The sequence below is a fragment of the Paracholeplasma vituli genome, assembly GCF_025446935.1.
GTDB classification, from domain to species: domain Bacteria; phylum Bacillota_I; class Bacilli_A; order Acholeplasmatales; family UBA5453; genus Paracholeplasma; species Paracholeplasma vituli.
This window is the reverse complement of record NZ_JAOEGN010000013.1, coordinates 1-22,488: the sequence shown is the minus strand read 5'-3', so window position 1 is coordinate 22,488 and position 22,488 is coordinate 1. Positions and strand designations below refer to the sequence as shown.

22 protein-coding genes, 1 riboswitch and 1 other annotated feature are annotated in these 22,488 nt (G+C 37.2%); of the genes, 4 read left to right on the top strand and 18 right to left on the bottom strand.

All coding sequences use genetic code 11. The annotated features are described in order from the left end of the window. The 12 genes from N7603_RS06945 to rnr all read right to left on the bottom strand — a co-directional run bounded on the left by N7603_RS06945 (position 1) and on the right by rnr (position 12,615). Positions 1-654 (bottom strand): M48 family metallopeptidase, encoded by a 654-nt coding sequence (locus tag N7603_RS06945; protein ID WP_262096692.1) that lies wholly within the window; start codon positions 652-654, stop codon positions 1-3. Next, positions 644-1,840: a peptidase U32 family protein gene (locus N7603_RS06940; RefSeq protein WP_262096691.1), complete on the bottom strand. Its 1,197-nt coding sequence runs from the start codon at positions 1,838-1,840 to the stop codon at positions 644-646. The genes N7603_RS06945 and N7603_RS06940 overlap by 11 nt, the downstream gene beginning before the upstream one ends. After that, positions 1,837-2,718: a peptidase U32 family protein gene (locus N7603_RS06935; RefSeq protein WP_262096690.1), complete on the bottom strand. Its 882-nt coding sequence runs from the start codon at positions 2,716-2,718 to the stop codon at positions 1,837-1,839. The genes N7603_RS06940 and N7603_RS06935 overlap by 4 nt, the downstream gene beginning before the upstream one ends. Continuing rightward, positions 2,715-3,302, bottom strand: a complete 588-nt coding sequence (locus N7603_RS06930; RefSeq protein ID WP_262096689.1) for an O-methyltransferase — start codon at positions 3,300-3,302, stop codon at positions 2,715-2,717. Before N7603_RS06930 ends, N7603_RS06935 begins: the two co-directional genes overlap by 4 nt. Further along, the gene (locus N7603_RS06925; RefSeq protein WP_262096688.1) at positions 3,280-3,567 is read right to left on the bottom strand and encodes a DUF1292 domain-containing protein; all 288 of its coding nucleotides are present in this window, start codon (positions 3,565-3,567) and stop codon (positions 3,280-3,282) included. Before N7603_RS06925 ends, N7603_RS06930 begins: the two co-directional genes overlap by 23 nt. Next, positions 3,557-3,985, bottom strand: a complete 429-nt coding sequence (gene ruvX / locus N7603_RS06920; RefSeq protein WP_262096687.1) for a Holliday junction resolvase RuvX — start codon at positions 3,983-3,985, stop codon at positions 3,557-3,559. The genes N7603_RS06925 and ruvX overlap by 11 nt, the downstream gene beginning before the upstream one ends. After that, positions 3,982-6,585, bottom strand: coding sequence for an alanine--tRNA ligase (gene alaS, locus N7603_RS06915; RefSeq protein WP_262096686.1), 2,604 nt, complete (start codon positions 6,583-6,585; stop codon positions 3,982-3,984). Before alaS ends, ruvX begins: the two co-directional genes overlap by 4 nt. A 38-nt stretch (positions 6,586-6,623) precedes the next feature. Further along, positions 6,624-6,809 (bottom strand) — a binding site (T-box leader). A 48-nt stretch (positions 6,810-6,857) separates the two neighbouring features. Then, positions 6,858-8,285: a CotH kinase family protein gene (locus tag N7603_RS06910; protein WP_262096685.1), complete on the bottom strand. Its 1,428-nt coding sequence runs from the start codon at positions 8,283-8,285 to the stop codon at positions 6,858-6,860. Next, on the bottom strand, positions 8,282-9,151 hold the full coding sequence (locus N7603_RS06905) for a phosphatase PAP2 family protein (protein WP_262096683.1): 870 nt from the start codon (positions 9,149-9,151) through the stop codon (positions 8,282-8,284). The genes N7603_RS06910 and N7603_RS06905 overlap by 4 nt, the downstream gene beginning before the upstream one ends. Then, on the bottom strand, positions 9,152-10,141 hold the full coding sequence (locus tag N7603_RS06900; RefSeq protein WP_262096681.1) for a patatin-like phospholipase family protein: 990 nt from the start codon (positions 10,139-10,141) through the stop codon (positions 9,152-9,154). Further along, on the bottom strand, positions 10,131-10,601 hold the full coding sequence (gene smpB / locus N7603_RS06895) for an SsrA-binding protein SmpB (protein ID WP_262096680.1): 471 nt from the start codon (positions 10,599-10,601) through the stop codon (positions 10,131-10,133). The genes N7603_RS06900 and smpB overlap by 11 nt, the downstream gene beginning before the upstream one ends. Beyond that, the gene (gene rnr, locus N7603_RS06890; RefSeq protein ID WP_262096679.1) at positions 10,552-12,615 is read right to left on the bottom strand and encodes a ribonuclease R; all 2,064 of its coding nucleotides are present in this window, start codon (positions 12,613-12,615) and stop codon (positions 10,552-10,554) included. Before rnr ends, smpB begins: the two co-directional genes overlap by 50 nt. A gap of 285 nt (positions 12,616-12,900) precedes the next feature. Here rnr and N7603_RS06885 point away from each other — a divergent pair, with 285 nt between their 5' ends. Next, positions 12,901-13,329: a hypothetical protein gene (locus N7603_RS06885; RefSeq protein WP_262096678.1), complete on the top strand. Its 429-nt coding sequence runs from the start codon at positions 12,901-12,903 to the stop codon at positions 13,327-13,329. A gap of 43 nt (positions 13,330-13,372) precedes the next feature. Here N7603_RS06885 and eno read toward each other — a convergent pair whose 3' ends face one another. The 6 genes from eno to N7603_RS06855 form a co-directional block, all read right to left on the bottom strand. Further along, positions 13,373-14,668, bottom strand: a complete 1,296-nt coding sequence (gene eno / locus N7603_RS06880) for a phosphopyruvate hydratase (protein ID WP_262096677.1) — start codon at positions 14,666-14,668, stop codon at positions 13,373-13,375. Positions 14,669-14,767: 99 nt separating this feature from the next. Further along, positions 14,768-15,262, bottom strand: a complete 495-nt coding sequence (locus N7603_RS06875) for a hypothetical protein (protein WP_262096676.1) — start codon at positions 15,260-15,262, stop codon at positions 14,768-14,770. 23 nt (positions 15,263-15,285) lie between these two features. After that, complete coding sequence (locus N7603_RS06870) at positions 15,286-15,984, bottom strand: ECF transporter S component (RefSeq protein ID WP_262096675.1); 699 nt, start codon at positions 15,982-15,984, stop codon at positions 15,286-15,288. Positions 15,985-16,048: 64 nt separating this feature from the next. Next, a riboswitch (FMN riboswitch) is annotated at positions 16,049-16,164 on the bottom strand. Between the two features lie 48 nt (positions 16,165-16,212). After that, positions 16,213-16,533: a DUF3137 domain-containing protein gene (locus tag N7603_RS06865; protein WP_506737414.1), complete on the bottom strand. Its 321-nt coding sequence runs from the start codon at positions 16,531-16,533 to the stop codon at positions 16,213-16,215. An 11-nt stretch (positions 16,534-16,544) separates the two neighbouring features. Further along, a complete protein-coding gene (locus tag N7603_RS06860; RefSeq protein ID WP_262096673.1) occupies positions 16,545-17,030 on the bottom strand; it encodes a hypothetical protein in 486 nt (161 codons plus the stop codon). A gap of 13 nt (positions 17,031-17,043) precedes the next feature. Beyond that, positions 17,044-17,859 carry a DUF3137 domain-containing protein gene (locus N7603_RS06855; RefSeq protein WP_262096672.1) on the bottom strand — a complete coding sequence of 272 codons (816 nt, stop codon included), beginning with the start codon at positions 17,857-17,859 and terminating at the stop codon, positions 17,044-17,046. A gap of 213 nt (positions 17,860-18,072) precedes the next feature. Here N7603_RS06855 and gpmI point away from each other — a divergent pair, with 213 nt between their 5' ends. The 3 genes from gpmI to N7603_RS06840 form a co-directional block, all read left to right on the top strand. Further along, positions 18,073-19,608, top strand: a complete 1,536-nt coding sequence (gpmI, locus tag N7603_RS06850; RefSeq protein WP_262096671.1) for a 2,3-bisphosphoglycerate-independent phosphoglycerate mutase — start codon at positions 18,073-18,075, stop codon at positions 19,606-19,608. A gap of 123 nt (positions 19,609-19,731) precedes the next feature. Then, positions 19,732-21,816, top strand: coding sequence for an alpha-amylase family protein (locus N7603_RS06845; RefSeq protein WP_262096670.1), 2,085 nt, complete (start codon positions 19,732-19,734; stop codon positions 21,814-21,816). 212 nt (positions 21,817-22,028) lie between these two features. Then, positions 22,029-22,488: helix-turn-helix domain-containing protein (locus tag N7603_RS06840; protein ID WP_262096669.1), on the top strand; the 460-nt coding region annotated here is incomplete at its 3' end.

The window sequence follows — 22,488 nt, the reverse complement described above, 5'->3', positions numbered from 1 at the left end:
TTAAATATGGTGTTTTCTAAGGGCCTTTTGAATGGTCTTGTGACCAGGCATCATAAGGTCTAAGACATCGTAAAACGGTTTTTGATGATTAGGGACAATCAAGTGTGCGTACTCGTGTAATAAAACGTATTTAGTATAAATCGGTTCGAGTTTAGCTAAGTACGCATTCATCGTGATTTCTTTCTTACGAGTATGACAGCTTCCAAACTTCGATTTTAAGTATTTAATCTTGGTGGGGAGTGGCGATAAGTTAAACGGTTTTAACGCTTCTACTAGCCAAGAATCTAACGAATCTAAAAGGTTTTTCAGTTGTTGTCCATAAAAGGTTTGTAATGCTTTTTCCTTTAGTTCCTGGTTCGGTATCCAAATTCGTATTGTGTCTTTAACTTCGTAGTTAAATGGATGTCCAATAACCCATTCGAGATCATAGTGTTGACCAAATAGTGCGATTTGTTGATCATCGACTTTTTTTCCTTCAATGAGTTTATAGAAGTGATCAAAGTAATCATCTAATCGTTTTTCTATCACTTGAAGCGGAATTCTCGGGCCTTTAGTTACGACAATTTGATTATTTTTTACCCTAAAATAGGCATTCTTAATCGGTTTTGAAATGATGATGTACGGTAATTGCTTACCATCCTTCTCAATTATCATTTGACAAAACCTTTCTTAACATATCGTAAGGTTGTACTTCAAAAGGTAAAGCGATTTTTAAGATTTGTTTAGGGTGTCTTGCTGCATCTAAAAGGTTACCTTCGGCATCTCTAATATCGCCCATCGTAAACGTATGTGACACTCTTGGCCCCACCATTTCAACGGTTTCACCTTTAACAAAATGGTTGCGTTGTTCGATGGTTGCGATTTGGGTTTCTTTGTCGTAGTCGACAACAAGTCCTAAGAATTCTTTTGTAGGTTCTTCGCTTCTTAAGTTATACAGTTGCTGTTCGGCTTTGGGAATCCCACCAAGAAATCCGAATGAGGTTAAACGATTTTCGGCTTTACGAATCTCTTTTTCATAGATTGATATGTCTTTGATCCTGCCCGTTTCAACATATTCGTCGATGAGTAAACGGTAGCTTCTCACAACAGTTGCGATATAGTGAATCGATTTCATACGACCTTCAATTTTGAGTGAAGCTACATTCGCATCAATCAATTTAGGAATATATGCGAGTGTTTGAAGGTCTTTTGAACTCATTGAAAACGGCATTTGTTCATCAGAAATTAAAGTTTCACCTTCATATAAATCGTAATTCCAACGACAACTATGGGCACACCCACCGCGGTTTGCGTCACGGTCAGTCATGTTGTTAGATAAGGTACAACGTCCAGAATAGGAAGCACACATACCGCCATGAATAAAGACTTCGATTTCGACATCCGATTGTTGTGTGATTGAGGTGATTTCATCAATATCGAGTTCTCGACCCAATACGACTCTCTCAGCCCCTAAATCCTTCCAAAATGCAACGGCAGGTGCATTAACAACCGATTGCTGTGTAGATATGTGAACAGGGATTTTGGTATGTTTTTTAGCAGTTTCAACGATATAAGGTGAGGCTGCGATGATGGCGTCAACACCAGCACTTTCAAGGCTCTTTAAGTATTCAATCAAAGCATTCATATTGTCATTATGTGGGATAATATTAGTCGTTACGTAGAGTTTTTTACCATATTTATGACAAAAATCTGCGCCTTCTTTGATATTTTCAAGAGTGAAGTTAGACGCTCTAGCACGAAGACTAAACTCCATTCCACCAATGAATACAGCATCTGCGCCATAAAGGATGGCAATCTTGAGTTTTTCTAAATCCCCAGCAGGGGCGAGTAGTTCAGTCATAGTTCCACCTTCTTTGGTTTGTAGACGGTCTTCTTAAATAAGAACCCTTCATCCCATACTTCGTTGTAAGCTAGAGAAATCGAACGGGCTTCCTCTGGATTTGGGTTTTCATATAATGATAGTACTCTAAGCGCGTAGTTATCATCATGAAATATCGTATCAATGACTAAAAAGTCAATGGCTTGTTTTAGCTCATCTATATGATTAATAGAGGCATATACGTTATTTCTAAATACATGCGTTCCACCTTCATCCTCTAGAATTGGATAACGGTACTGTGGTCTTTTTTCTTCTACTACAGTTAAATTTCTAGCATTATGAACCAAATTCTCTTGATGTTTATTCTCAAAGTAAGCTTCAATCAATTGACGTTTAGAGTAGAACATATTTAAGAAGCCATGTCCATAAGCAAATAGACTATAAGGTCTGTCTTTACCAATTAAAAGGATATCATCTAAGGTGATTTCCTTGGCTAAGTAGACGCCTTGAATGCCTAATGTATGATAAAAATGAGCGTCAAAGACATTGGCGATTAAGGTTTCTGGATTGTATACGATTTTGTGAGATAATCCAAGTTTTTTCGCAATCGATAAGACACCGATGTCGCCAACAATATAGCCAGTAATCGCGTCAGAATCGACTGTTTTAATGAAGTCTTCATAGCGTTTAGCATCTTGATCGTGTAGGATGCGGTTCATCGTAATATAAATCAGTTTATTCAACTTTTGTGCGTGTTTTGAAGCTGTGATGATTTCAGTTTCTGTAAAACTTCTGGTAAGACGGGTTGCGACTCCTTCATGTCCTAAGATGAAGCCATCTGCGTATTGAGATAGTTTTGTAATCGAATCTATATCAAATAGGGTGACTAGTTTTTTCATGGTTTAATCCTCTTTGAAATGCTCATACCGTCACCGATATCGAACAATTCACTTTCATAGGTTGGATGGGTCTGTAAGAATGTTTTAAAAGCTTCTAAGCGTTTGACTAGGTTTCTAGTCCCACGTGATACCGTTTCGATATCGACGTTGTGAAAATTGAGATTATCGGTAATGATGATGCCAAAATCCGATAGGTAAGGTTCATATTTGTTAAAGAATTTTTCGTACTGTGCTTTCGCTGCATCGATAAATATCGCATCAAACTTTAGGTTTTTATCGAGTTCTACGTCCAGTGCGTCTGCGTGGATGAGGGTGATGGTATCTTCTAAATTATTTTCTTGAATGTGTTTTTTCGCCATTTGAACTAAATCTTCTTCACGTTCAATGGTCGTCACTTTAGCCCCTGTGTGGAGCGCCAACGCGATAGCACTGTACCCGACAGCAGAGCCAATTTCGAGAACGGATTTGACGTTATTCTCATTCAAAGTCTTTATCAAAAATAAAAGCCCATCGTCAGATAGGATAGGTACTTTTAGAGATTGGGCTTTTAGTTTGAGTTCGTTAATCTTCGTCAGATTCGTCATCCTGTGCTTCTTCGTCATCCTGGTCATCACCTAAGTAGTTTTCTAATAACTCATCAAGCATTTCCCATTCTTCGTCAGTTTGCACATCCTCGAAGTAGCCTTCGCCACCCTCGGTCTCAACGAATACAGCCGCGCTGATTTCATCGCGGTCGGAAAATTGAAATACAACATAATTCTTTTCGGTTACTTCAGAGTAATGTGTGAATAATATATCCGCAATTACCTCTTCACCATCGTAAATGATGGTTAGTTTGTTATCTTCCATTATAGTCTCCTTTTCGGTTTAAATAACTTTGCAAGATGATCATCGCTGCAAGTTCATCCTTCTTTTGTCGCTGTTTATCTTTATTAATGCCCATTTCGGTCATTAAGCTTAAGGCTTCATACGTGGATAATCGTTCATCCCAAAGAACAACTGTTGCTTGGGTTGCTTGTTCAATCATCACTTTAAATGCTTCACTGATTTGGGCACGAATCCCAATGTCATCATTCATGTGTTTAGGATACCCTAAAACGACCACATCTACACCTTCATCTAGGATATATTTGTTGATGTATTTGGCTGCGTCTTCGTAGTGGTTTTCGTAAAACCTAAATGTACTGACTGGTGTTGAAAAGATACCAGAATCGCTTCTTGCGATACCTAAAGTCTTTTCACCTAAATCTAAGCCCAAGTAAATCAATTAAACCACTCCTTGAAAGATTTTACAATCTCATCTAATTTCGATTTATCTGCTGTCCCACCTTGTGCAAAATCCATTTTTCCGCCACCTGAACCATTGGATATTGAAGCGGCTTTTTGAATGATGGCTTTCGCATCCATACTACGTGTTTTGCATAGGAATAGCAGTTTTTCATCGGTTTCATTGATGAGACATACAACTTCTGCTTTTATTTTATCATAGATTGCATCAACGAGTTGCTTCTGAATGTCTTTATCCAGATTTTTTTCAATGACAATTTGATACGGTGTATCAGGTGTGATGTATTGATCAATATTGGATAGGGCTTGTTTTTGTTTTAAATTCAAGATGTGTTTTTCCAGTTGCTTGTTGTGTTCTTTTAAGGTTTCAATGTATTTTCTAACTGCGATAATGTCGTTATACGAACCAATTAGACGACCTCTTGAAGGTGCATTGACACTGAATTTTGGATCCATTTGTTTGAGTTCAGAAACCAAACGAGTTTCTTTAGATTCTAGGGTTTCAATTTCAGCTTCAAATGGTTTTAAAGCGTTCTTCATATCGTTTTCTAAGAACTTCCCAGTGACAGCTTCTACACGGTAAATTCCAGAACCAATCGATTCGTAGGAAGTGATTGCGAAGCGTTCAATGTCACTTGTGCGCTTCACGTGCGTGCCCCCGCACAGTTCTATAGAGTAATTACCCATATTTACAACTCTAACGAGGTCATGGTATTTTTCACCGAATAAAGCCATCGCACCCATTGCTTTTGCTTCTTCTAAAGGCATTTCAACAGTATCAACTGGATAGTCTTTTTGAATGGCTTCATTGACAAGGGATTCAATCTTTAAGAGTTCATCCACAGTTAACGCTTCATAGTTGTTAAAGTCAAAGCGCATCGTAGCAGCGTTAACTTGTGAACCTTGTTGGTTAGAATGGTTGCCTAAAGTCAGTTTAAGTGCTTTATGGAATAAATGTGCTGCAGAGTGGTTTTTTAGAATACGTGTACGATTTTCGGAATCCACTTCGCAGTACACGACTTCACCTTCATCAAAGGATTCATCGATGACGTGTAAAGTTTGCCCATTCGGTAATTTTACAACATCTTTAACTGGATAACCATTGATTGTACCTGAATCGGCTACTTGTCCACCCATGGTTGCGTAGAATGGGGTTTGGTCTAAGACAATGCCTTGATCAAATGTCTTGATGACTGTAGAACGGGAAGTTAAAGTATCATACCCAATAAATACGCTTGGGGTTTTGAATGATAAGAATGCAGCTTCTTGTGACTTCATCGAGTTTTCTGCGTTACGGCTCGCTCTAGAAAGTTCTTTTTGACGTTCCATGAGCGCTTTGAAACCTTCGATGTCTACAGTTTTACCAAGTTCTTCAGAAAGTTCTAAGGTTAATTCAATTGGGAATCCATAAGTATCGTATAGTTTAAATGCGTCTTCTTTTTTAAGTTCATTAACGCCTTCTAGTGCTTCAAGTAAGTGTTTTTCACCGGATGCTAAAGTTTCTAAGAACTTGTTTTCTTCTGCAAGAATGACGCGTTTAACCATTTTTTCATTTTCTTTAACATTGGTATAGAAATGCCCCATGATTTGGATGACATCATCGACTAATAAGTGTAAGAATGCTTCTTGTAACCCAAGTTTCTTACCATATTTGGTCGCACGTCTTAAGAGTCTTCTTAATACATAGCCTCGACCTTCATTGGATAGAATCGCACCATCCGCAATCGCCATAGATAACGTTTTAATGTGATCAGCGATGACTTTGAATGCCATTTGTCCTTCATATTTGACTCCTGATAATCTTTCAGTGTGTTCGATAATTGGCATAAATAGGTCGGTTTCAAAGTTGGTTTTGGTACCTTGAATAACACAAGCGAAGCGTTCTAGACCTGCACCTGTATCGATGTTTTTGTTTGGAAGTTCTTTATAATCTTTACGAGGTGTGCCAGGTTTCGCATTGTACTGCGAGAATACGATGTTCCAAATTTCAATGAAACGTTCGTTTTCAATGTCATTTGCAATCAATTCAGATCCACGGAGGTCGTATTCTTCACCACGGTCAAAGTAGATTTCAGTATCTGGTCCTGAAGGGCCTTCACCGATTTCCCAGAAGTTGGATTCAAGTGGGATTAGGTGACTTGGGTCTACCCCTAACGAAATCCATTTGTCTCGCGCAACAAAATCATCTGGATAGTAAGTCATATAGAGTTTTTCAATTGGGAATCCGAAGTATTCTTCACTGGTTAACAGTTCAAAACCGAATTCAATCGCTTCGGGTTTAAAATAGTCACCAATGGAAAAATTCCCAAGCATTTCAAAAAATGTATGGTGTCTCGCGGTTTTTCCGACGTTATCAATGTCGTTGGTACGAATACACTTTTGAATATTGGTTAATCTTGGGTTGACCGGCATTGCGGACCCATCAAAGTACTTCTTCAGTGGTGCAACCCCTGCGTTAATCCACAGTAAGGTTTTATCCCCCATCGGCACTAAGGATGCGGATGGTTCAATCTTGTGGCCTTTCGATTCAAAGAATCTAAGCCAGGTTTGTCTAATTTCGTCTGCTGTCATGTATCTCATGTCGTTTCCTCCAAAAAAAAAGTCCATAGAATTCACATTCTAAGGACGATCAATATCGCGGTACCACCTTAGTTCTAACCCAGTTTTGGATTAGCCCTCTTTACACTGTTAAGGCCAGTTTACCATTCGCTCCCAAGTAGCTTCTAAATGCCCGTGATCACTTTCACCTAGTCTGATCTCTCTATTATTTGGATATTTATACTTGTCTTGTTCTTCGCTCTATAGGTATTTTATCACAAAACCCCTATTATTCAAGCAAAATCATTCAGAAATTAGGGTCTTTTCGATGGGTTACTTCGGTAATAATTCAATTGGTCTAATACGTCTTCACGTTTATCGTGGATGTAGGTGAAGACATTTCGTTGACCAAAATAAAACGGCCATGTGGATTGTGAGATATCATCTTCATAAAGTTGCTTTACAGTTTCATACTTTTCTCTATAAGCTTCTACACTAAATAAATCGGATATGATCAAATCTTGTAAGTAAATCTCGTATTTTAGTTGATATGCTTCTATCTGAAAGAGTTTATCGGTTAGGACATGGCTGACTTGTCTACCTTGTAAAACACTACTTAAATCTCCCCAAGCGTAGATATCCATACCAATTGACCAATTAGAAAATACAGGGTTACCATCCCAACCTTGGCCCATACCATGGTCGTAATCATAAGGTATCATCGTCCATTTTTCTTGGGCAGTATTATAGTATAGATAATAATTATTACCCATCGCACGGTAGTCATCGGGATTGCCCAATAAAACACCCACAGCGAGTAGTCTAAGTAAACGTTCAACATCAAAATGTTCGTCTAAATAGGTTTTAAATGCTTCTCCCTCAAGGGTATTAATATTTTGAATAAACGAAATTAATTCACTGTTATCAAACGCTTTTTTGTTTGTTTTTAAATCATAACTTGGGAAATAATTTAAGTCTTCATTCTTTATCCCAATAGCACGTGGGTCATACCCAGTTTCTAGTGTAGCTGAACCAAATTGTTGCCAAAGGACTTTATAGAGATTGCCTTCGGATTCATTTGGAAAACGTTTATCTAAAAAGGCTTGATCGATGGATTCTAACACACTAAATAATCCCAAAAAATGTGTTGTGTTTCCAATCTTCAAATAAAGTTTTGAGTGGGTCATCTTTGGTGAAAATACGCTAAATTCTCTGAATAAATCATACGAAAACTTTTCGGTTACATGGGTAGAGTCCCAATTTTTATTGAACTTGAAACTCAGTTCTGTCATACCAAATATTTGACGATTTTTGATCGATTGTTCAAGTGCTGAACCTTTATCAGCGTAAACTGCTTTGTCAAAATAGATTTTATAACTCGCGGTATTCAATTGCCCTTCATCGTTGATTAAACGGGTTCGTGAAGTGTTACCACGACTACGAAAAGCAATGTTATCTGCAATGATTTGACCTTCTTTGTCTTCATAAATCATTTTCGCTTCCACAACTGCGTCGGTCTTATAGTTACCATATCGGTTGAAGTACTCCACCATATACTGATCTAATTTCTTCCATTCACTTTGTGTGATTTCAATGGTAAATGATTTTTCTTTTGAGTCATCAAACAAGCGCTCATAAGCTACTATATTTGGATCTTTTTCAATTGGAGTTAAGGGCTTAGCATCACAGGCACTCAAAACTGTCAGTAGGGTGAGCAAAAGTGCGATTAGTTTAGATTTCATTTCACTCTCTTAAATAATTTTTTCGCTACCCACATAAACCCAAGGCTCGCCCATAAACCGATGAGTAAGTAACGAACGAAATCAAGAATGAGAACCCAAATGGATTGTGGGTCTGATTCAAATAAGCTGTAAGGTAGTACGAATTTGAGTCCTTCTTTGAGTGCTAACGCAATCACTAGGCCGAGGATTACTTTTATAATCTGGATTTTTAATGGTGCGGCAACCTTATATTTGACATAAAGTTTTTCAAAATAATAACCAACTGCTAATCCAATGTAAGCACCGCCTGCAACAAACAGGGGTTCTTCGTGGAAAAATACCATCAAAATGAGGAGAACAGGTATTGGATATAAAGCACGGATGTGTTCTCTATCAAAGTTTCCTACCCCAAGTAAGAACATGAAAGTTGAACCTAAAATCAACCCCAGCACCAAACCGACCAAAACGTCTTCTAAATAGTGTTGTCCTAAGTACATTCTTGATAGTGGAACTAGGATAATCATAGCGATCATCAATACTCTAACCCACTTAGCATAGTAATACTCATTCCATAGGTTGATGGCTAAAGCACCTGAGGCTTGAGCATGTCCACTTGGCATGGACGAACCAGTGGTTTCTTGAAGGATTGCTCTAGCACCCTCTTGGTAAGGACGTGGTTTATTCGTGATTGCCTTAAGTCCACCATTGATAAATGCAGACCCGAGATAAGAAACCATCAATTTAAAAGCGAATTTCTTGTCGACGGTCCAGTACAAAATCGCGCCCAATAGGATGAAGAAATATTGATCGCCTACCTCTGTGATGATGCGCATGGTCCAGTCTAGTACTGGATTGGATAAGGATTGTAAAAATTCAATGATTTGCATTTATTCACCTCGTGTGACCTTCTTAATGATTTTTTCTTGTATAGATTTACGTTTTCTATATTCTTTACGGGTAATGCGTCGTTCTTTTTTCAATTGTTTTATTTTTTGATAGGTTTCTTCTGGAGCTTCAAAGTACGTAAACTTATCTACTTTAACGAACTGTTCATTCATTCCAAATAAACTACGTTTTAAGATGTTTTGAGCACGGAGTTTTTCAATGATGTCAGTTGCAACTAAGTACCCATAGTTGTTACGTTCTTCAATGGATTCTTCCGTGAAGCGGATGATATCATAAGCATCAAATAACGGTAATGAACTGAATACATTGAAGTCTGTAAAATTGATGAATAAGACTTTGTTGTTCGCAAATTGCTTATAGTTAAATCCTTGATCTAGTGGCACACTTAAGATCACATTGCATCCTTGTTCTAAAAGGATATCAATAGGATTGTTGTCGATGAGTCCACCATCCACATACGCTTCGCCATCAATATAGGTAGCCCCAAAAAAGAGTGGAATGGATGCAGAAGCAATAACCGCATCAAACGCGTTGGGATTCGAATTTAAATGAAATACGGTTTTCTCATGATTACCTGTACGAATTTGAGAAGCAACTTTCTTGGTATCTATAATTTTGGCTGCAACAGCATAGGTATCTGCTTTCGCATTTTTAACTTTTTTATCATCAATATAGTGTTCGAACACTTCTCTAAGAATTTCTAAACTGTATAGACCTTCACGGTCTTGATTGATCCTAAACGCCTTTTGTTTAATGGGGTTCTTAGCTTGTGCTAAATGCCAAACTTCACTCATTTTATTCGCATCGTTTAAAGTCATCAACAAAAAACCATTGATTGCACCGATTGAGGTACCAGCAATACAATCGATTTTGTCGATTAAATTAGCTTCTTGAAGGGCTCTTATGACGCCTAATTGGTATCCACCTTTAGCACCACCGCCACCCAACATCAATCCAACTTTAACTTTCACGTCGGAAAGCCTCCTTGAGTGTTTTCTTCATGTGTTGTTTCGCATCTTCTTCTTTTAAAGATTCGCGTTTATCGAATAGTTTTTTACCTTTCGCAATCGCGATTTCGACTTTCGCTAATCCCTCTACAAAATACACTTTTAAAGGGATTACAGTATAACCGTCTTCTTTGATCTTGGCTTCAATCTTGAGGATTTCTTTTTTATGCATCAAAAGTTTACGAGTACGGGTTTCCTCGTGATTGAATAAATTACCGAATGTGTAGGGTGAAATGTGCATATTAATGATGAAAATCTCACCTTGTTTGATTTGAACATAGGCATCGTTTACAGAGACTTTTCCATCGCGAATCGATTTAACTTCCGTACCCTTTAAATGGAGTCCAGCTTCATAGGATTGTTCTATAAAATAATCATGCCTTGCCTTTTTGTTTTGTGTTACGATTGAAATCTTTTCTTTCATAGTTTTTTTCCTCTAATACAGTGAATGTGAGTTGTCTTAAAACGACATCACAATCGATCAGTTTAACTCGGATTGGGTTTCCAATGGAGTATGTATTTTTATTGTTTTTACCTTTTAGGGTCAAATGAACATCATCAAAATAGTAGTAATCCTTCATCAAACGAACCGGTGCTAACCCTTCAATACCATTTTCTAAGCGAATGAAAATACCGGCTTTAGTGATGTTAGAAATCATCGCATCAAAGACTTGGTTCTTCTTATTCGCCATGAATTGAGTGGTCTTCAATTTGTCGGTTTCTCTTTCGAGTTCATCCGCTTTACGTTCCATCATTGAACATTTTTCCGCAATCGTTACAATGACCGATTCGTAGTAACGATAGTTTTGATCAAAATTGTCGGTTTCAATTAAGAATGCTCTAATTAGTCTATGTAAAAGTAAGTCTGGATAACGTCTAATTGGAGACGTAAAGTGTGAATAGAATGTCGATGCTAGGCCATAGTGTCCAATATTTTTTCCACTGTATTCTGCTTTTTGCATCGCTCTTAATAACATGGTATGAATCACGATTTCGAGTGGATGACCTTCGACTTTATCGAGAATATTTTGAAGTGTTTTCGGTGTGATATGATGTAGTTTAGGTATCTTAATGCCCATTTCTTTTAACATATTCATCACATTCATTAATTTTTCTTCTGTTGGTTTATCATGGATACGATAAATACATGGTAATTCCATCGAGGATAGATGCATCGATACGGTTTCATTGGCTAAGACCATGAACGATTCAATGAGTTTTTGTCCACGACCAGATACATACGGATGGATATCGATGATATTACCTAAGTCATCGGTTTCGTATTTGAATTCAAGGGATTTGAACTCTAAAGCCCCACGGGCTCTGCGTTTCTCTTCTAAAATATCGGAGATGTATGCCATATCCGTAATCATTTGTTCGATTTCTTTGGTATAAAGTGTGGTTTCTCCATCTAAGAAAAGGTTAACTTCATCGTAGTTTAGGCGCTTATCCACAGTAATCCAAGTTTGTTCAATCTTATGGTCAATGACATTCGCATCTAAGTCCAACCACATCGTAACCGATAAACATTTTTTACGCGTTCCCGCATTCAAACTACATAAGTCATTGGATAGTTTTCGTGGTAACATCGGAATCACACGATCGGCTAAATACACCGATGTGGTTCTTTGGATGGCGTCACGGTCGATGAATGAATCAGTAGTAACATACGCTGAGACATCGGCGATATGAACCGATAGTTTATAGGTGTCGTCTTCTTTTTTAAGCGCGACAGCATCATCTAAGTCTTTCGCATCCGTACCGTCAATCGTCACGATGAGTTCATCTGTGACTTCACGACGTGGTGCGATGTCGACTGGATTTACAGATTCTGCCTCATCGATTGCTTCTTTTGAAAATTCATAAGGCCAATTAGCTTGATAGACCAGTTCAAGGATATCCATACCTGGGTCTGTTTCAAATCCTAGTGATTTTATAATGGTTGAATATACGGTTTTACCTTCGTATTTTTCAAGTCTAACAAGTAAAACTTCACCCCCTAAAAAGGTTTGTTGGGTTTCAACTTCAATTTTTAATCTTAACGGTTTAATCGGTAAAAACAGTACTTGAGTATTGATTTTCTTAACATGAACCACCAGTTCAAGGGTATTGTGTTCCAATACCTCAACGATTTTATTACGTCTACCTACATGGACTAAAACGAGGTCACCATCTAAAGCAAACCCCAAATCCTCTTCGTAAATATAGAGGTCTTCTTCTTTTTGTAATAAAAAACCAAACCCTTGGTTCTTAATGTCTAATAATCCAATTGCATAAGTCGTTCTTAAAGCGTACAAAGCTTCTTTTTTAACAAGTTTCTTCTCGCTTACCAATAAATCGAGTTGACTCGATAAGGTTTTAGGGTCTAAATGGGTTTGTTCAAGGAGTTCATCAAATGTATAGGATGTTCCATTTTGAAACAAAGTGATTAATTTCATAGCGTCACCAACTTCATTTTAATTATACCATATGGTATATCGGTTCATTCACAAAACCAAGCAAACAATTTAAATCGTCAAGATTACCTCGTTATATTTACTAAAAATGAAATGACATTTAGTTTAGTTAGTGTTAATATAACGGTTAAAAAGTCGATGAATATACATGAAAAAAAGCACCATATGGATCCAGTTTTTAACGACTTTTAAGAACCTCAATTAGGACTCCCTTTATATGGTGATCAATGGGTTATAATCGAAACAGGACAACGAGTCTACTCAGTTTTGGCAGAATATCAAGGCGACCTTTATCACATTACGGTTAGGCTTCTAGATGATACCTTGGTCTATGATTCAACTTTGATTGAGGTGGACTATCAATTCGCGAGCTACACCAATACCAACCAAACTAGTGTAGTCATCTCACAGGATAATGCAGTTTCAATATATAATGACGCTTGGATTTCGATACATTCATTTACATTAGATGGTGATTTCTCATGTGCCATCAAATCCGATTATTACGGACCATACGTCATTGAGACGCCCAAACACTATTATGTTTTAAAGGACTCTATTCTGAAGATGACACTAGATAAACACCCAGATATCACCTATCTAGGTGCTCAACTCTATCTCGATTGGACAAGAGAGGATTTTATGTATTACTTTCTTGAAAACAATCAAGTAAAACGAATCGTCATCGCACTTTAAAGCAAAAAAACGCTCGGCTAGTTAAGCTGAGCGTTTTTCGTTATTATTTTTTTAAGTTGTAGAAAGACTTGATACCATGGAATTGTGCAGTTTCACCAAGTTCATCTTCAATACGAAGTAATTGGTTATACTTAGCAATTCTGTCTGTACGTGAAGCAGAACCAGTCTTAATTTGACCAGCGTTAACTGCAACGACGATATCAGCAATGGTAGTATCTTCTGTTTCACCTGAACGGTGGGATACAACAGCTGTATATCCAGCTCTCTTAGCCATTTCCATAGCGTCGAAAGTTTCTGTTAATGTACCGATTTGGTTCACTTTGATTAAGATTGAGTTAGCGATACCTTTTTCGATACCCATAGCTAATCTTTCAGTGTTTGTTACGAATAGGTCGTCACCAACTAATTGAATCTTGTTTCCAAGCGCTTCAGTTAATAACTTCCAACCATGCCAGTCGTTTTGGTCGAAACCGTCTTCGATGGTGATGATTGGGTATTTGTTAGCTAAACCAACATAGAATTGAACCAATTCTTCAGAAGAGAATGCTTTGCCGCCTTCACCTTCAAGAACATATTTCTTAGTTTCTGCATTGTAGAATTCAGAAGCTGCAACGTCCATACCTAAGAAAATATCTTTACCAGCTTCGAAGCCAGCTTTCTTGATTGCTTCTAAAATAACTTGGATTGCTTCTTCGTTTGAACCTAGGTTTGGAGCGAAGCCACCTTCGTCACCAACTGCTGTATTGTAACCTTTGGATTTTAATACGCTCTTTAGGTTGTGGAATACTTCAGTACCCCATTGGATTGCTTGTTTGAATGATTTAGCACCTACTGGTAAAATCATGAATTCTTGGAAATCGATGTTGTTGTCCGCATGCGCACCACCATTGATGATGTTCATCATTGGTACTGGAAGTTGTTTCGCATTGAATCCACCTAAGTAGTTATAAAGTGACACACCTAGGAAATCAGCAGCTGCTCTCGCAACAGCCATGGAAACACCTAAAATCGCGTTCGCACCTAATTTGGATTTGTTTGGTGTACCGTCAAGTTCAATCATTAATTTATCGATTGCTACTTGGTCAGTTACTGCATAACCAATGATTTCTGGAGCGATGATTTCATTGACGTTTTCAACGGCTTTTAAAACACCTTTTCCTAAAAATCTCTTTTTGTCGCCGTCTCTTAATTCAACAGCCTCATATTCACCTGTGGAAGCACCGGATGGCACTAAAGCTCTACCGAATGCACCACTGTCTGTGTAAACTTCTACTTCAACAGTAGGGTTTCCACGTGAGTCAAGTACTTCTCTTGCATACACATCTGAAATAAATGGCATAATTATATTCTCCTTTTTATAGTATCTCAATATTCCGTAAGTATTATACCCCAAGGGGGTAATAAAATAAAGCAGTAACCCAATAAAAGCGGTTTCGAATCAGCGTTTCATCATTTGATAGATGCTATAGCTAAAATAAATGGTGAATAGGATTTGTAAAATATTATTGAGGATGACATCGAAATTAGGCAACCAAACCCAAAAATAACTGAAATAAATCAATGGGTTTAAGATAGCGATTGCTGACCAAAAGTTGCTGAAGACGGTGGTTGCGTTGCCTGTGATCAATTGGATGATCAACAAATTAGCTGTCAAACCCATCATGTACTCACTCAATAGTAGGAAGAAAATAGCCAGTATCGAATATGCTATATGGTATTGACTAAAGCTTCTATACAAACGATTGGATAAGAAAAAATACAAAATCAAGTAGGTAAAAATCGCTAAGATTGAGTTAAAGTAATTTTCTAGGTAGAAATCTAAAGCCCCAATAAACCCACCAAAGACAATACTTGCTAAGAAACCTTCTAATAAAAAGCGTTTCATATCAGCTGGGATGAATGGTTCTTTTAATGCATATAACAATCTTTTCATAATTTACCTCGCTTTACACTTTATTATAACTCAACTTTTTCCAATGTCGATTTAATTGTTAAAAATAACACACTTGTGATAAACCCTTTTGCAAGGTTTAAAACAGCGTAATTACTGATGATATAGGTTAAATACAATGACCAATTGGATAAGTCTACGCCAAAGATATTCGCCATCCCTGGATCATTTAATAGTGGAAACACCGTAATATAGAAACGTTCAAATCCGAAAAGTCCAAACATCGCATCATACGTGCTCAAAAAGATGGGTGTTAAAATAAAAATATTTAGAGTGATTAAGACCACTGTCAACAGTACAGTAATCCCACCAATCACACCAATAACTTCTTTCTTTGATAACGGTTGTGGGTCGACAACGGCTTCAAGAATTAGCGGTTTTCGATACGTTTTAAGTACTTTTGAAATGAAATAATAGCTTAACAAAATGACTGTTGAAGCAATCATCGCGATGGCTTCTCCAACTAACTCTGTTGGCATGAACAAATGTCCCTGGAACAATTGTCTAAATAAACCTCGGATTAATACAAGGGTAAATGCGCCCTTATATCCGATTACGACTGCTGCGACTAGAATCGCGAGTTCGCTGACATCCAATTTAAGCCACGGTAAACCGAGTGGAATCTCGATTAGACCGAAAACGACTGAAATGGCTGCAAGCGAAGCAATAAAAATGAGTTTTTTAATACTGTAATTTGTTCTCATAATATCCTCCTATGAACAAAAATGCCGCCACTCCAGGGTGACGGCAAAAAACAGGCTAAAAAACCTCTTTCTTCTCCCATCCAGACTATACTGTCGGTACTGGAATTACACCAGTTCAACCAAAACGGTTCGCGGACTTTACCGCCGATCAAGGAATTTCACCTTGCCCCGAAGTATTAACTCAGCCTCATTATAAAAAATTTAAACATGAATGTCAATTTTATTCGACTATGTAAGCGTTTCGATGAGGTGTTTAATATCTGATATTTCTTTTTTAACGGCTTCGACATACTTTTCATTGATTTCTCTAAACATTCTGAGGTCAAAAGAATCGACACCATTATTGATTGCAATATAGAGTTTGCTATCTATAAACGCAATTTCTATCGCACCATAAATTTGCTTAAGTTCGACCAATTGTTCCATAAATCGTGGTTTGATTAGCTTAAACGCTTCGAGTTCATTTGAACTGAAGACATCAAACGTTTTATTGAATTCAATCCATTCAAAATCAATTCTTGGCATACCAACCCTGCTGCTGAAACCAATATAATTATTTCTTACGATATAGACAGGGGAGGTTGTGCTTCAGATAAATTGATTTCATAAAATCGACCTTGAAAAACGGTGACGACAGTTGTCGTTTTTCCGGATCGTCTAACATCTTGAAGTTTGATATCGGATGAGCGAAATTCATGACCTGATACGATCCCTGATAAAAAATCCTCTGAATAAAAACGGTCTTCTCTTTTTAATAATAAAGTATCGTAAACAGCTTTGCTTGTAAAACCACTTAAGGGATCATAAAATGCATTTTCGACCAATGCTTCTAATTCTTTTTTGATATAAGTCTTCTTAAAATCTATGCTCATATTTCTAAAAGCTTTGGAGGCATAAACTGATAATCCAAAACCTGTACCTAACCCAAATACGCCAATAAAGGGGTCAAAAGTGAATGAAACAAAACCCAAAATCATGATCAAAACCGCTATAAATTCTAGTGCTTCATACAGTAATTTTTTCTTCTTAATTTCATCTAGACTCATCTATGTACTTCCTTTATTGTAGCGCAGTTGCTAAATCCATGAGCGTTTCAATTTCTTGTTCGATTTGTTCAAACCATTTTTTAGATACGCGTCTATGGATGTAAAATTCAAAGCTGTTTCGTCCTTCCATCGCGACTGCCATAGTTTTGTTTGAAAATGCGAATGCAATCGAACCGTGTTTCTTTCTAAGTTTTAAAATAGCCTCCATTGCTTTTGGTTTTAATAACTTGAAGGCAGCATCCGGTTTACTGGTATACACATCGACTTCATTGTTAAATTCGATGTATTCAAAATCAACTTTAGTAAGTCCTTGTTTAATCCCAAATTTTTCAGCGCCATTATTGACAATATACACAGGTGAATTAACAATCATTGGTAATTCAATTTCATAAAATTTTCCACGAAAACGGGTCACTCTTTGGTGACCACTTTTAGATAACCGATCAAACTGAACTTTAACATCGGAAGTACGGAATCTGACTTGATTGATTTTCCCATATAACAAGTCTTCACTTTGAAAATAATCCCCACGTTCAATGAGTTTTGACCCATAAACATCCGCTTGAGACAGTCCATTGTTCATCTCATATTTAACTGTTGGAAATCGTGATTCTATAGCGGTTTTAAGGTACTCATTTTTGAACTTAAAAGCAACTTTATTAAATCTGTTAACAAGAAATGAATTTACAAATAAAGCAACCATCATAAAGAGTAATACCCAAAACTGTCCAAAGAATAACCCGATTGAAGATAAGACGGCTAAAATTAAAAAACTACGTCTAATCCATTGATATTTTAACTGCAAATTTGAAAACTGTTGAAGTGTCATTTTCCATCATCCTTTACGAAACGAATTATAACATAGACAACAACACTAATAAATAGTTTATTCAAATTATTTCTGTTTGTAACCGATGGGGGGGGTGGCTTAAAGCGTAATATGAATATATTATGGTTTTTTATATTCGTAAACACTTTCAATTATGAGTTTGAAAAGACTTAGTATATAATAACAGTGGTAAAAATAGAAATGAGGCATACTATGAGTACAAAAAAATTTGTCGGATTAATTATTCTCGATGGGCAAGGGTTAGCCCCAGCAAGTGATTCCAATTCGGTTTGGCTTGCGAAAAAACCAAATTTAGATTCTATTCTTGCGAATTATCCTAATAGCAAACTCCAAGCTTCTGAAGAAGCGGTTGGCCTTCCTGAAGGTCAAATGGGCAACAGCGAAGTCGGTCACTTAAACTTAGGGGCTGGTCGTGTTGTGTATCAATCATTGACTCGTGTAAACGTGGCCATCAAAGACGGTTCCTTTTTCCAAAACCAAGCTTTCTTACAAGCCATTGAACATGCGAAGAAACACAATTCAAAATTACACATCTTCGGTTTAGCTGGTGACGGTGGGGTTCATGCTTCAAGTAAACACATCATCGCTTTAATTAACTTAGCGAAAGAACACGGTTTAGAATCCAAAACGTATTACCATGCATTCTTAGACGGTAGAGACACCCCACAAACTTCTGGTTTAGGGTATGTTCGTGAACTCATTGAAGCAGGCGCACGTATCGCAACTGTTCATGGTCGTTATTATGCGATGGACCGCGATAACAACTGGGATCGACTCCAAAAATCTGTCGATGCGATGACTATTGGTAAAGGCGAAGAAAAAGATTGCCCTATTTGTGGCATTGAAGAATCTTATGCTAAAGGTGTAACGGACGAATTTGTTGTACCATTCATCGTGAATAAAAAAGGTTTAATCGAAGAAAACGATGCGATTATTTTCGCTAACTTCCGCCCTGACCGTGCCATTCGTATTGCAACCGCATTCTCAAACCCTGCTGAAGTATCCAAATACTACTCAGAAGGTAAAGCTACCTTTGATGCAAGCCATATTCCAAATAATCTCTTGTTTGTATCCATGATGCATTATGCTTATACAGTTAAAGGCCCAATCGCTTTTGAACTCAATGACTTAAAGAACATTTATGGTCAAGTGATTGCGAATGCTGGATTAAAACAAATCCGCGCAGCCGAAACTGAAAAGTATGCACACGTCACCTTCTTCTTTGATGGAGGTGCTGACTATGAATTAGCTGGTGCAACCCGTATTTTAGTTCCTTCTCCAAAAGTACCAACTTACGATTTGAAACCAGAAATGAGTGCTTACGAACTTACTGATAAAGTCGTAGCTGCAATCATGACCAACGAATATGACACAATGGTTTTAAACTTTGCTAACCCTGATATGGTAGGACATACCGGTTCAATCGAAGCGACTACAAAAGCGGTTGAAGCTGTCGATGAATGCTTAGGTAAAGTCTTAAAGGCGATTGAATCTGTCGGTGGTGTTGCTATCGTATTAGCCGACCACGGAAACGCTGAAAAAATGCGTGACGAATTTGGTAAACCACACACAGCTCATACCACAAACTTAGTTCCAGTAGTCATTACTAAAAAAGGCTTAAAACTCCGTGATGGCGGCGCATTGTGTGATGTCGCTCCAACCATGTTAGACCTTCTTGGAGTAACACAACCTGCCGAAATGACTGGCGTTAGTTTAATTAAAAAATAAGAAGATGGTCCACCATCTTTTTTTTCTTACAATCGGTGTGTAAACGCTTACTTCTTTTCTTAGAAAACAACTGAATAACGTTTACCCATGCTATAATAGGTTATGGTAAAGTGAGGATACTATATGTCAAAATTACTAAAACTACGCGAAGCGTTGGTGATGAATAAACCAAACTATCCGCTCAACTATGCAATTCCGGAAATGTTTAATCTGTTTGGTCATTCATCGCTTTCGATTTTAAATAACGGGGAACAGTTAGTGAATCCCTATGATTTTTTAATCGATCTCATTGATCAAGTGTTACTTAAAAATTACGAATCAACTGAAGTTTCATCTTTATCACAATCTAAAGGCGTTAAAGTGCCTAAAAACAAAATGGGTGGTGACTGGATTTTAAAATCCACCGTTTATTCCATGATGATTCGTACCTCAACGACATGGGACCATGACCGTAATGGTTATGTCGATGAAAATAACATTTATCATTTAAAAGAAACTGGTACATTCATTAAAACCTTAGCGCTACTTCCATTATTAGACAAAATGGGTGTAGACTCGATCTATTTACTGCCAATTTCTAAATTTTCACTTAAAAACAAAAAAGGTGAACTGGGTTCGCCTTATGGGGTCTCAAACTTCTTTGAATTAGACCCAAGTCTATCCGACCCAATGGTAGAAAATACATTATCACTCGATGAACAATTTCAAGCCTTGGTTGAAGCTGCACATACCCTAGGTATGCGTGTGATGATTGATATCATCCCTCGTACAAACGCGACTGAAAGTGATCTTATTATTGACCATCCAGAATGGTTCTATTGGATTAAGACTTCCGATTTACCTATATACAATCCGCCTTATGTTGACGAAATCAACGACCGTACAGTTTCACCTACAATGAAGTACATGCCAACCGTCTATAAGAATAAGAAAGTATTAGAACACATCCATCGATTCCAATTTGATCCAAAGACTCAGAATAAAGATCAGTGGGCTAAATTGAAAAAAGAATATGCGAAAAAGGGTGGTTCTATTCTCGATTTAGTGGATAAATACTTTGGACTTACGATTGCACCTGCATTCTCAGACCACATCAACGATATCCAACCACCATGGACCGATGTCACCTTCTTCAGAATGTATTTAGACCATCCTGCAGAAACTTCTAAATATCTAGAAGATAAAAATGTTGCACCTTACATCTTATTTGATACCATTAAGTCAAATTTATACCCAGGTCATAAACCTAATAAGGAATTATGGGATACCTTATCAAACATCATTCCTCATTATCAAAAAACCTATGGTATTGATGGTGCAAGAATCGATATGGGCCATGCGCTACCTAAAGAATTGGTCAATCAAATTATTAGTACTGCTCGTGCTATTGACCCTGATTTTGCATTTATCGCTGAAGAGCTCAATGTAGATAATGCGAAGTTCGCTCGTGGCTTAGGTTACAATATGATTATTGGTAATGGATTCTCGATGCAACCTCATATTTGGGAAGGCAAACTTCACCACTTCTATTATAAGAGTGTCGATTTAGATTGTGCCGTATTTGCCTGTGGTGAAACCCACGATACCCCACGTCTAGCTGCTCGTGATGGTGGTCAAAATCTATCCAAGTTCTTAACTGTTATGAATATGTTTATGCCTAATGGTGTACCATTTATCAACTCTGGTCAAGAAGTCTATGAACGTCAACCAATGAACACAGGGATTGACCCAAGACCAAATGAATTATACATGTTACCACCTGAAGATCCATTCTATATGAAGCTGGCTTTATTCGATAAATTTGCATTACACTATTTAAACCATATGCACAATGATATCCCGGATAATCTAGCTAGAGTCAAACCAATTCGTAAGAAATATCTCAATACCATCACAGATAAAAAGAATTATATGCCAATCAGCTTCTTAGAAGGGTATAATCCAGTTGGATTTGCTTATGAAGCAAAGGATGAAATCTTAATTATCGTTGGTAACGCAAACCCATTTGATGCTCAACATGTAAAAATCGATTTAAGACCGATTCGTAAACGCTTTGAACTCAATCAAAATGAAGGTCGTATTCTTTATGCGATGCATGAAGCTGGCCCTCGTATGTTCTATGAATTTGATGAAAACCAAAACCCATATTTCTTCATGGGTGCCGGTGAAGTTAAAATCCTTGTCCTACAAAAAAACAGTAAGAAATAGCCGATTTCGGCTATTTTTTTATCTATTAGGAAAGTTCGTCATTTATTGTTCACTTATCGAATATAGACTCTATAAGTTTTATAAAAATCATGCTAATTGGTTCTATAAACCACCTTGTTTCTAATAATTATACATAATTAAATATTCATATAAAATATACATTTTATGAGTCATTTATGGTATAATTTAAGTAGGAAAGGAGGAAACGATTTATGTCTTATAAAGCCCTAAAAACTAGACTCTATTTGAATCCTAATCAACATCAGTTTCTCTTATCCCTAATGCGTGCTTCTAGAAGTTTATACAATCAAGCACTTTATAACGTAAGACAATATTTCATCCTAACCCAAAAATACTTACCCTATAACGAAAACTATAAGCTACTAAAAGATAGTGAGCATTATCGTTACTTAAGTACGACTCAAGCTCAAATGGTTATTCGTAAAGTCGATGAAGCGATGAAAGGATTTTTTGGATCTTTAAAGTCTAAACTTAAACAAACTATTAGACTCCCTAGATATTTGAAGAAAGATACTTACTATCCACTATATGACCGAATGGTCTATAAACCATCCAATGAAGTCTATACACTCCCTAGAAGTCACTTCATCAAGAAAGTATCCAAAGAGATTGAATTAGTTTCAAAACAAATTCATAAGCACACAACCGAAT

Excerpts from the sequence above, each read along its gene's own strand:
- N7603_RS06870 (WP_262096675.1), bottom strand. The coding sequence starts at position 15,984 with ATGAGAACAAATTACAGTATTAAAAAACTCATTTTTATTGCTTCGCTT.
- alaS (WP_262096686.1), bottom strand. The coding sequence starts at position 6,585 with ATGAGATACATGACAGCAGACGAAATTAGACAAACCTGGCTTAGATTC.
- N7603_RS06940 (WP_262096691.1), bottom strand. The coding sequence starts at position 1,840 with ATGACTGAACTACTCGCCCCTGCTGGGGATTTAGAAAAACTCAAGATT.
- N7603_RS06930 (WP_262096689.1), bottom strand. The coding sequence starts at position 3,302 with ATGACGAATCTGACGAAGATTAACGAACTCAAACTAAAAGCCCAATCT.
- N7603_RS06925 (WP_262096688.1), bottom strand. The coding sequence starts at position 3,567 with ATGGAAGATAACAAACTAACCATCATTTACGATGGTGAAGAGGTAATT.
- N7603_RS06905 (WP_262096683.1), bottom strand. The coding sequence starts at position 9,151 with ATGCAAATCATTGAATTTTTACAATCCTTATCCAATCCAGTACTAGAC.
- N7603_RS06860 (WP_262096673.1), bottom strand. The coding sequence starts at position 17,030 with ATGAGTCTAGATGAAATTAAGAAGAAAAAATTACTGTATGAAGCACTA.
- N7603_RS06855 (WP_262096672.1), bottom strand. The coding sequence starts at position 17,859 with ATGACACTTCAACAGTTTTCAAATTTGCAGTTAAAATATCAATGGATT.
- N7603_RS06935 (WP_262096690.1), bottom strand. The coding sequence starts at position 2,718 with ATGAAAAAACTAGTCACCCTATTTGATATAGATTCGATTACAAAACTA.
- eno (WP_262096677.1), bottom strand. The coding sequence starts at position 14,668 with ATGCCATTTATTTCAGATGTGTATGCAAGAGAAGTACTTGACTCACGT.
- N7603_RS06910 (WP_262096685.1), bottom strand. The coding sequence starts at position 8,285 with ATGAAATCTAAACTAATCGCACTTTTGCTCACCCTACTGACAGTTTTG.
- gpmI (WP_262096671.1), top strand. The coding sequence starts at position 18,073 with ATGAGTACAAAAAAATTTGTCGGATTAATTATTCTCGATGGGCAAGGG.
- N7603_RS06945 (WP_262096692.1), bottom strand. The coding sequence starts at position 654 with ATGATAATTGAGAAGGATGGTAAGCAATTACCGTACATCATCATTTCA.
- N7603_RS06875 (WP_262096676.1), bottom strand. The coding sequence starts at position 15,262 with ATGAAAAGATTGTTATATGCATTAAAAGAACCATTCATCCCAGCTGAT.
- rnr (WP_262096679.1), bottom strand. The coding sequence starts at position 12,615 with ATGAAATTAATCACTTTGTTTCAAAATGGAACATCCTATACATTTGAT.
- N7603_RS06845 (WP_262096670.1), top strand. The coding sequence starts at position 19,732 with ATGTCAAAATTACTAAAACTACGCGAAGCGTTGGTGATGAATAAACCA.
- smpB (WP_262096680.1), bottom strand. The coding sequence starts at position 10,601 with ATGAAAGAAAAGATTTCAATCGTAACACAAAACAAAAAGGCAAGGCAT.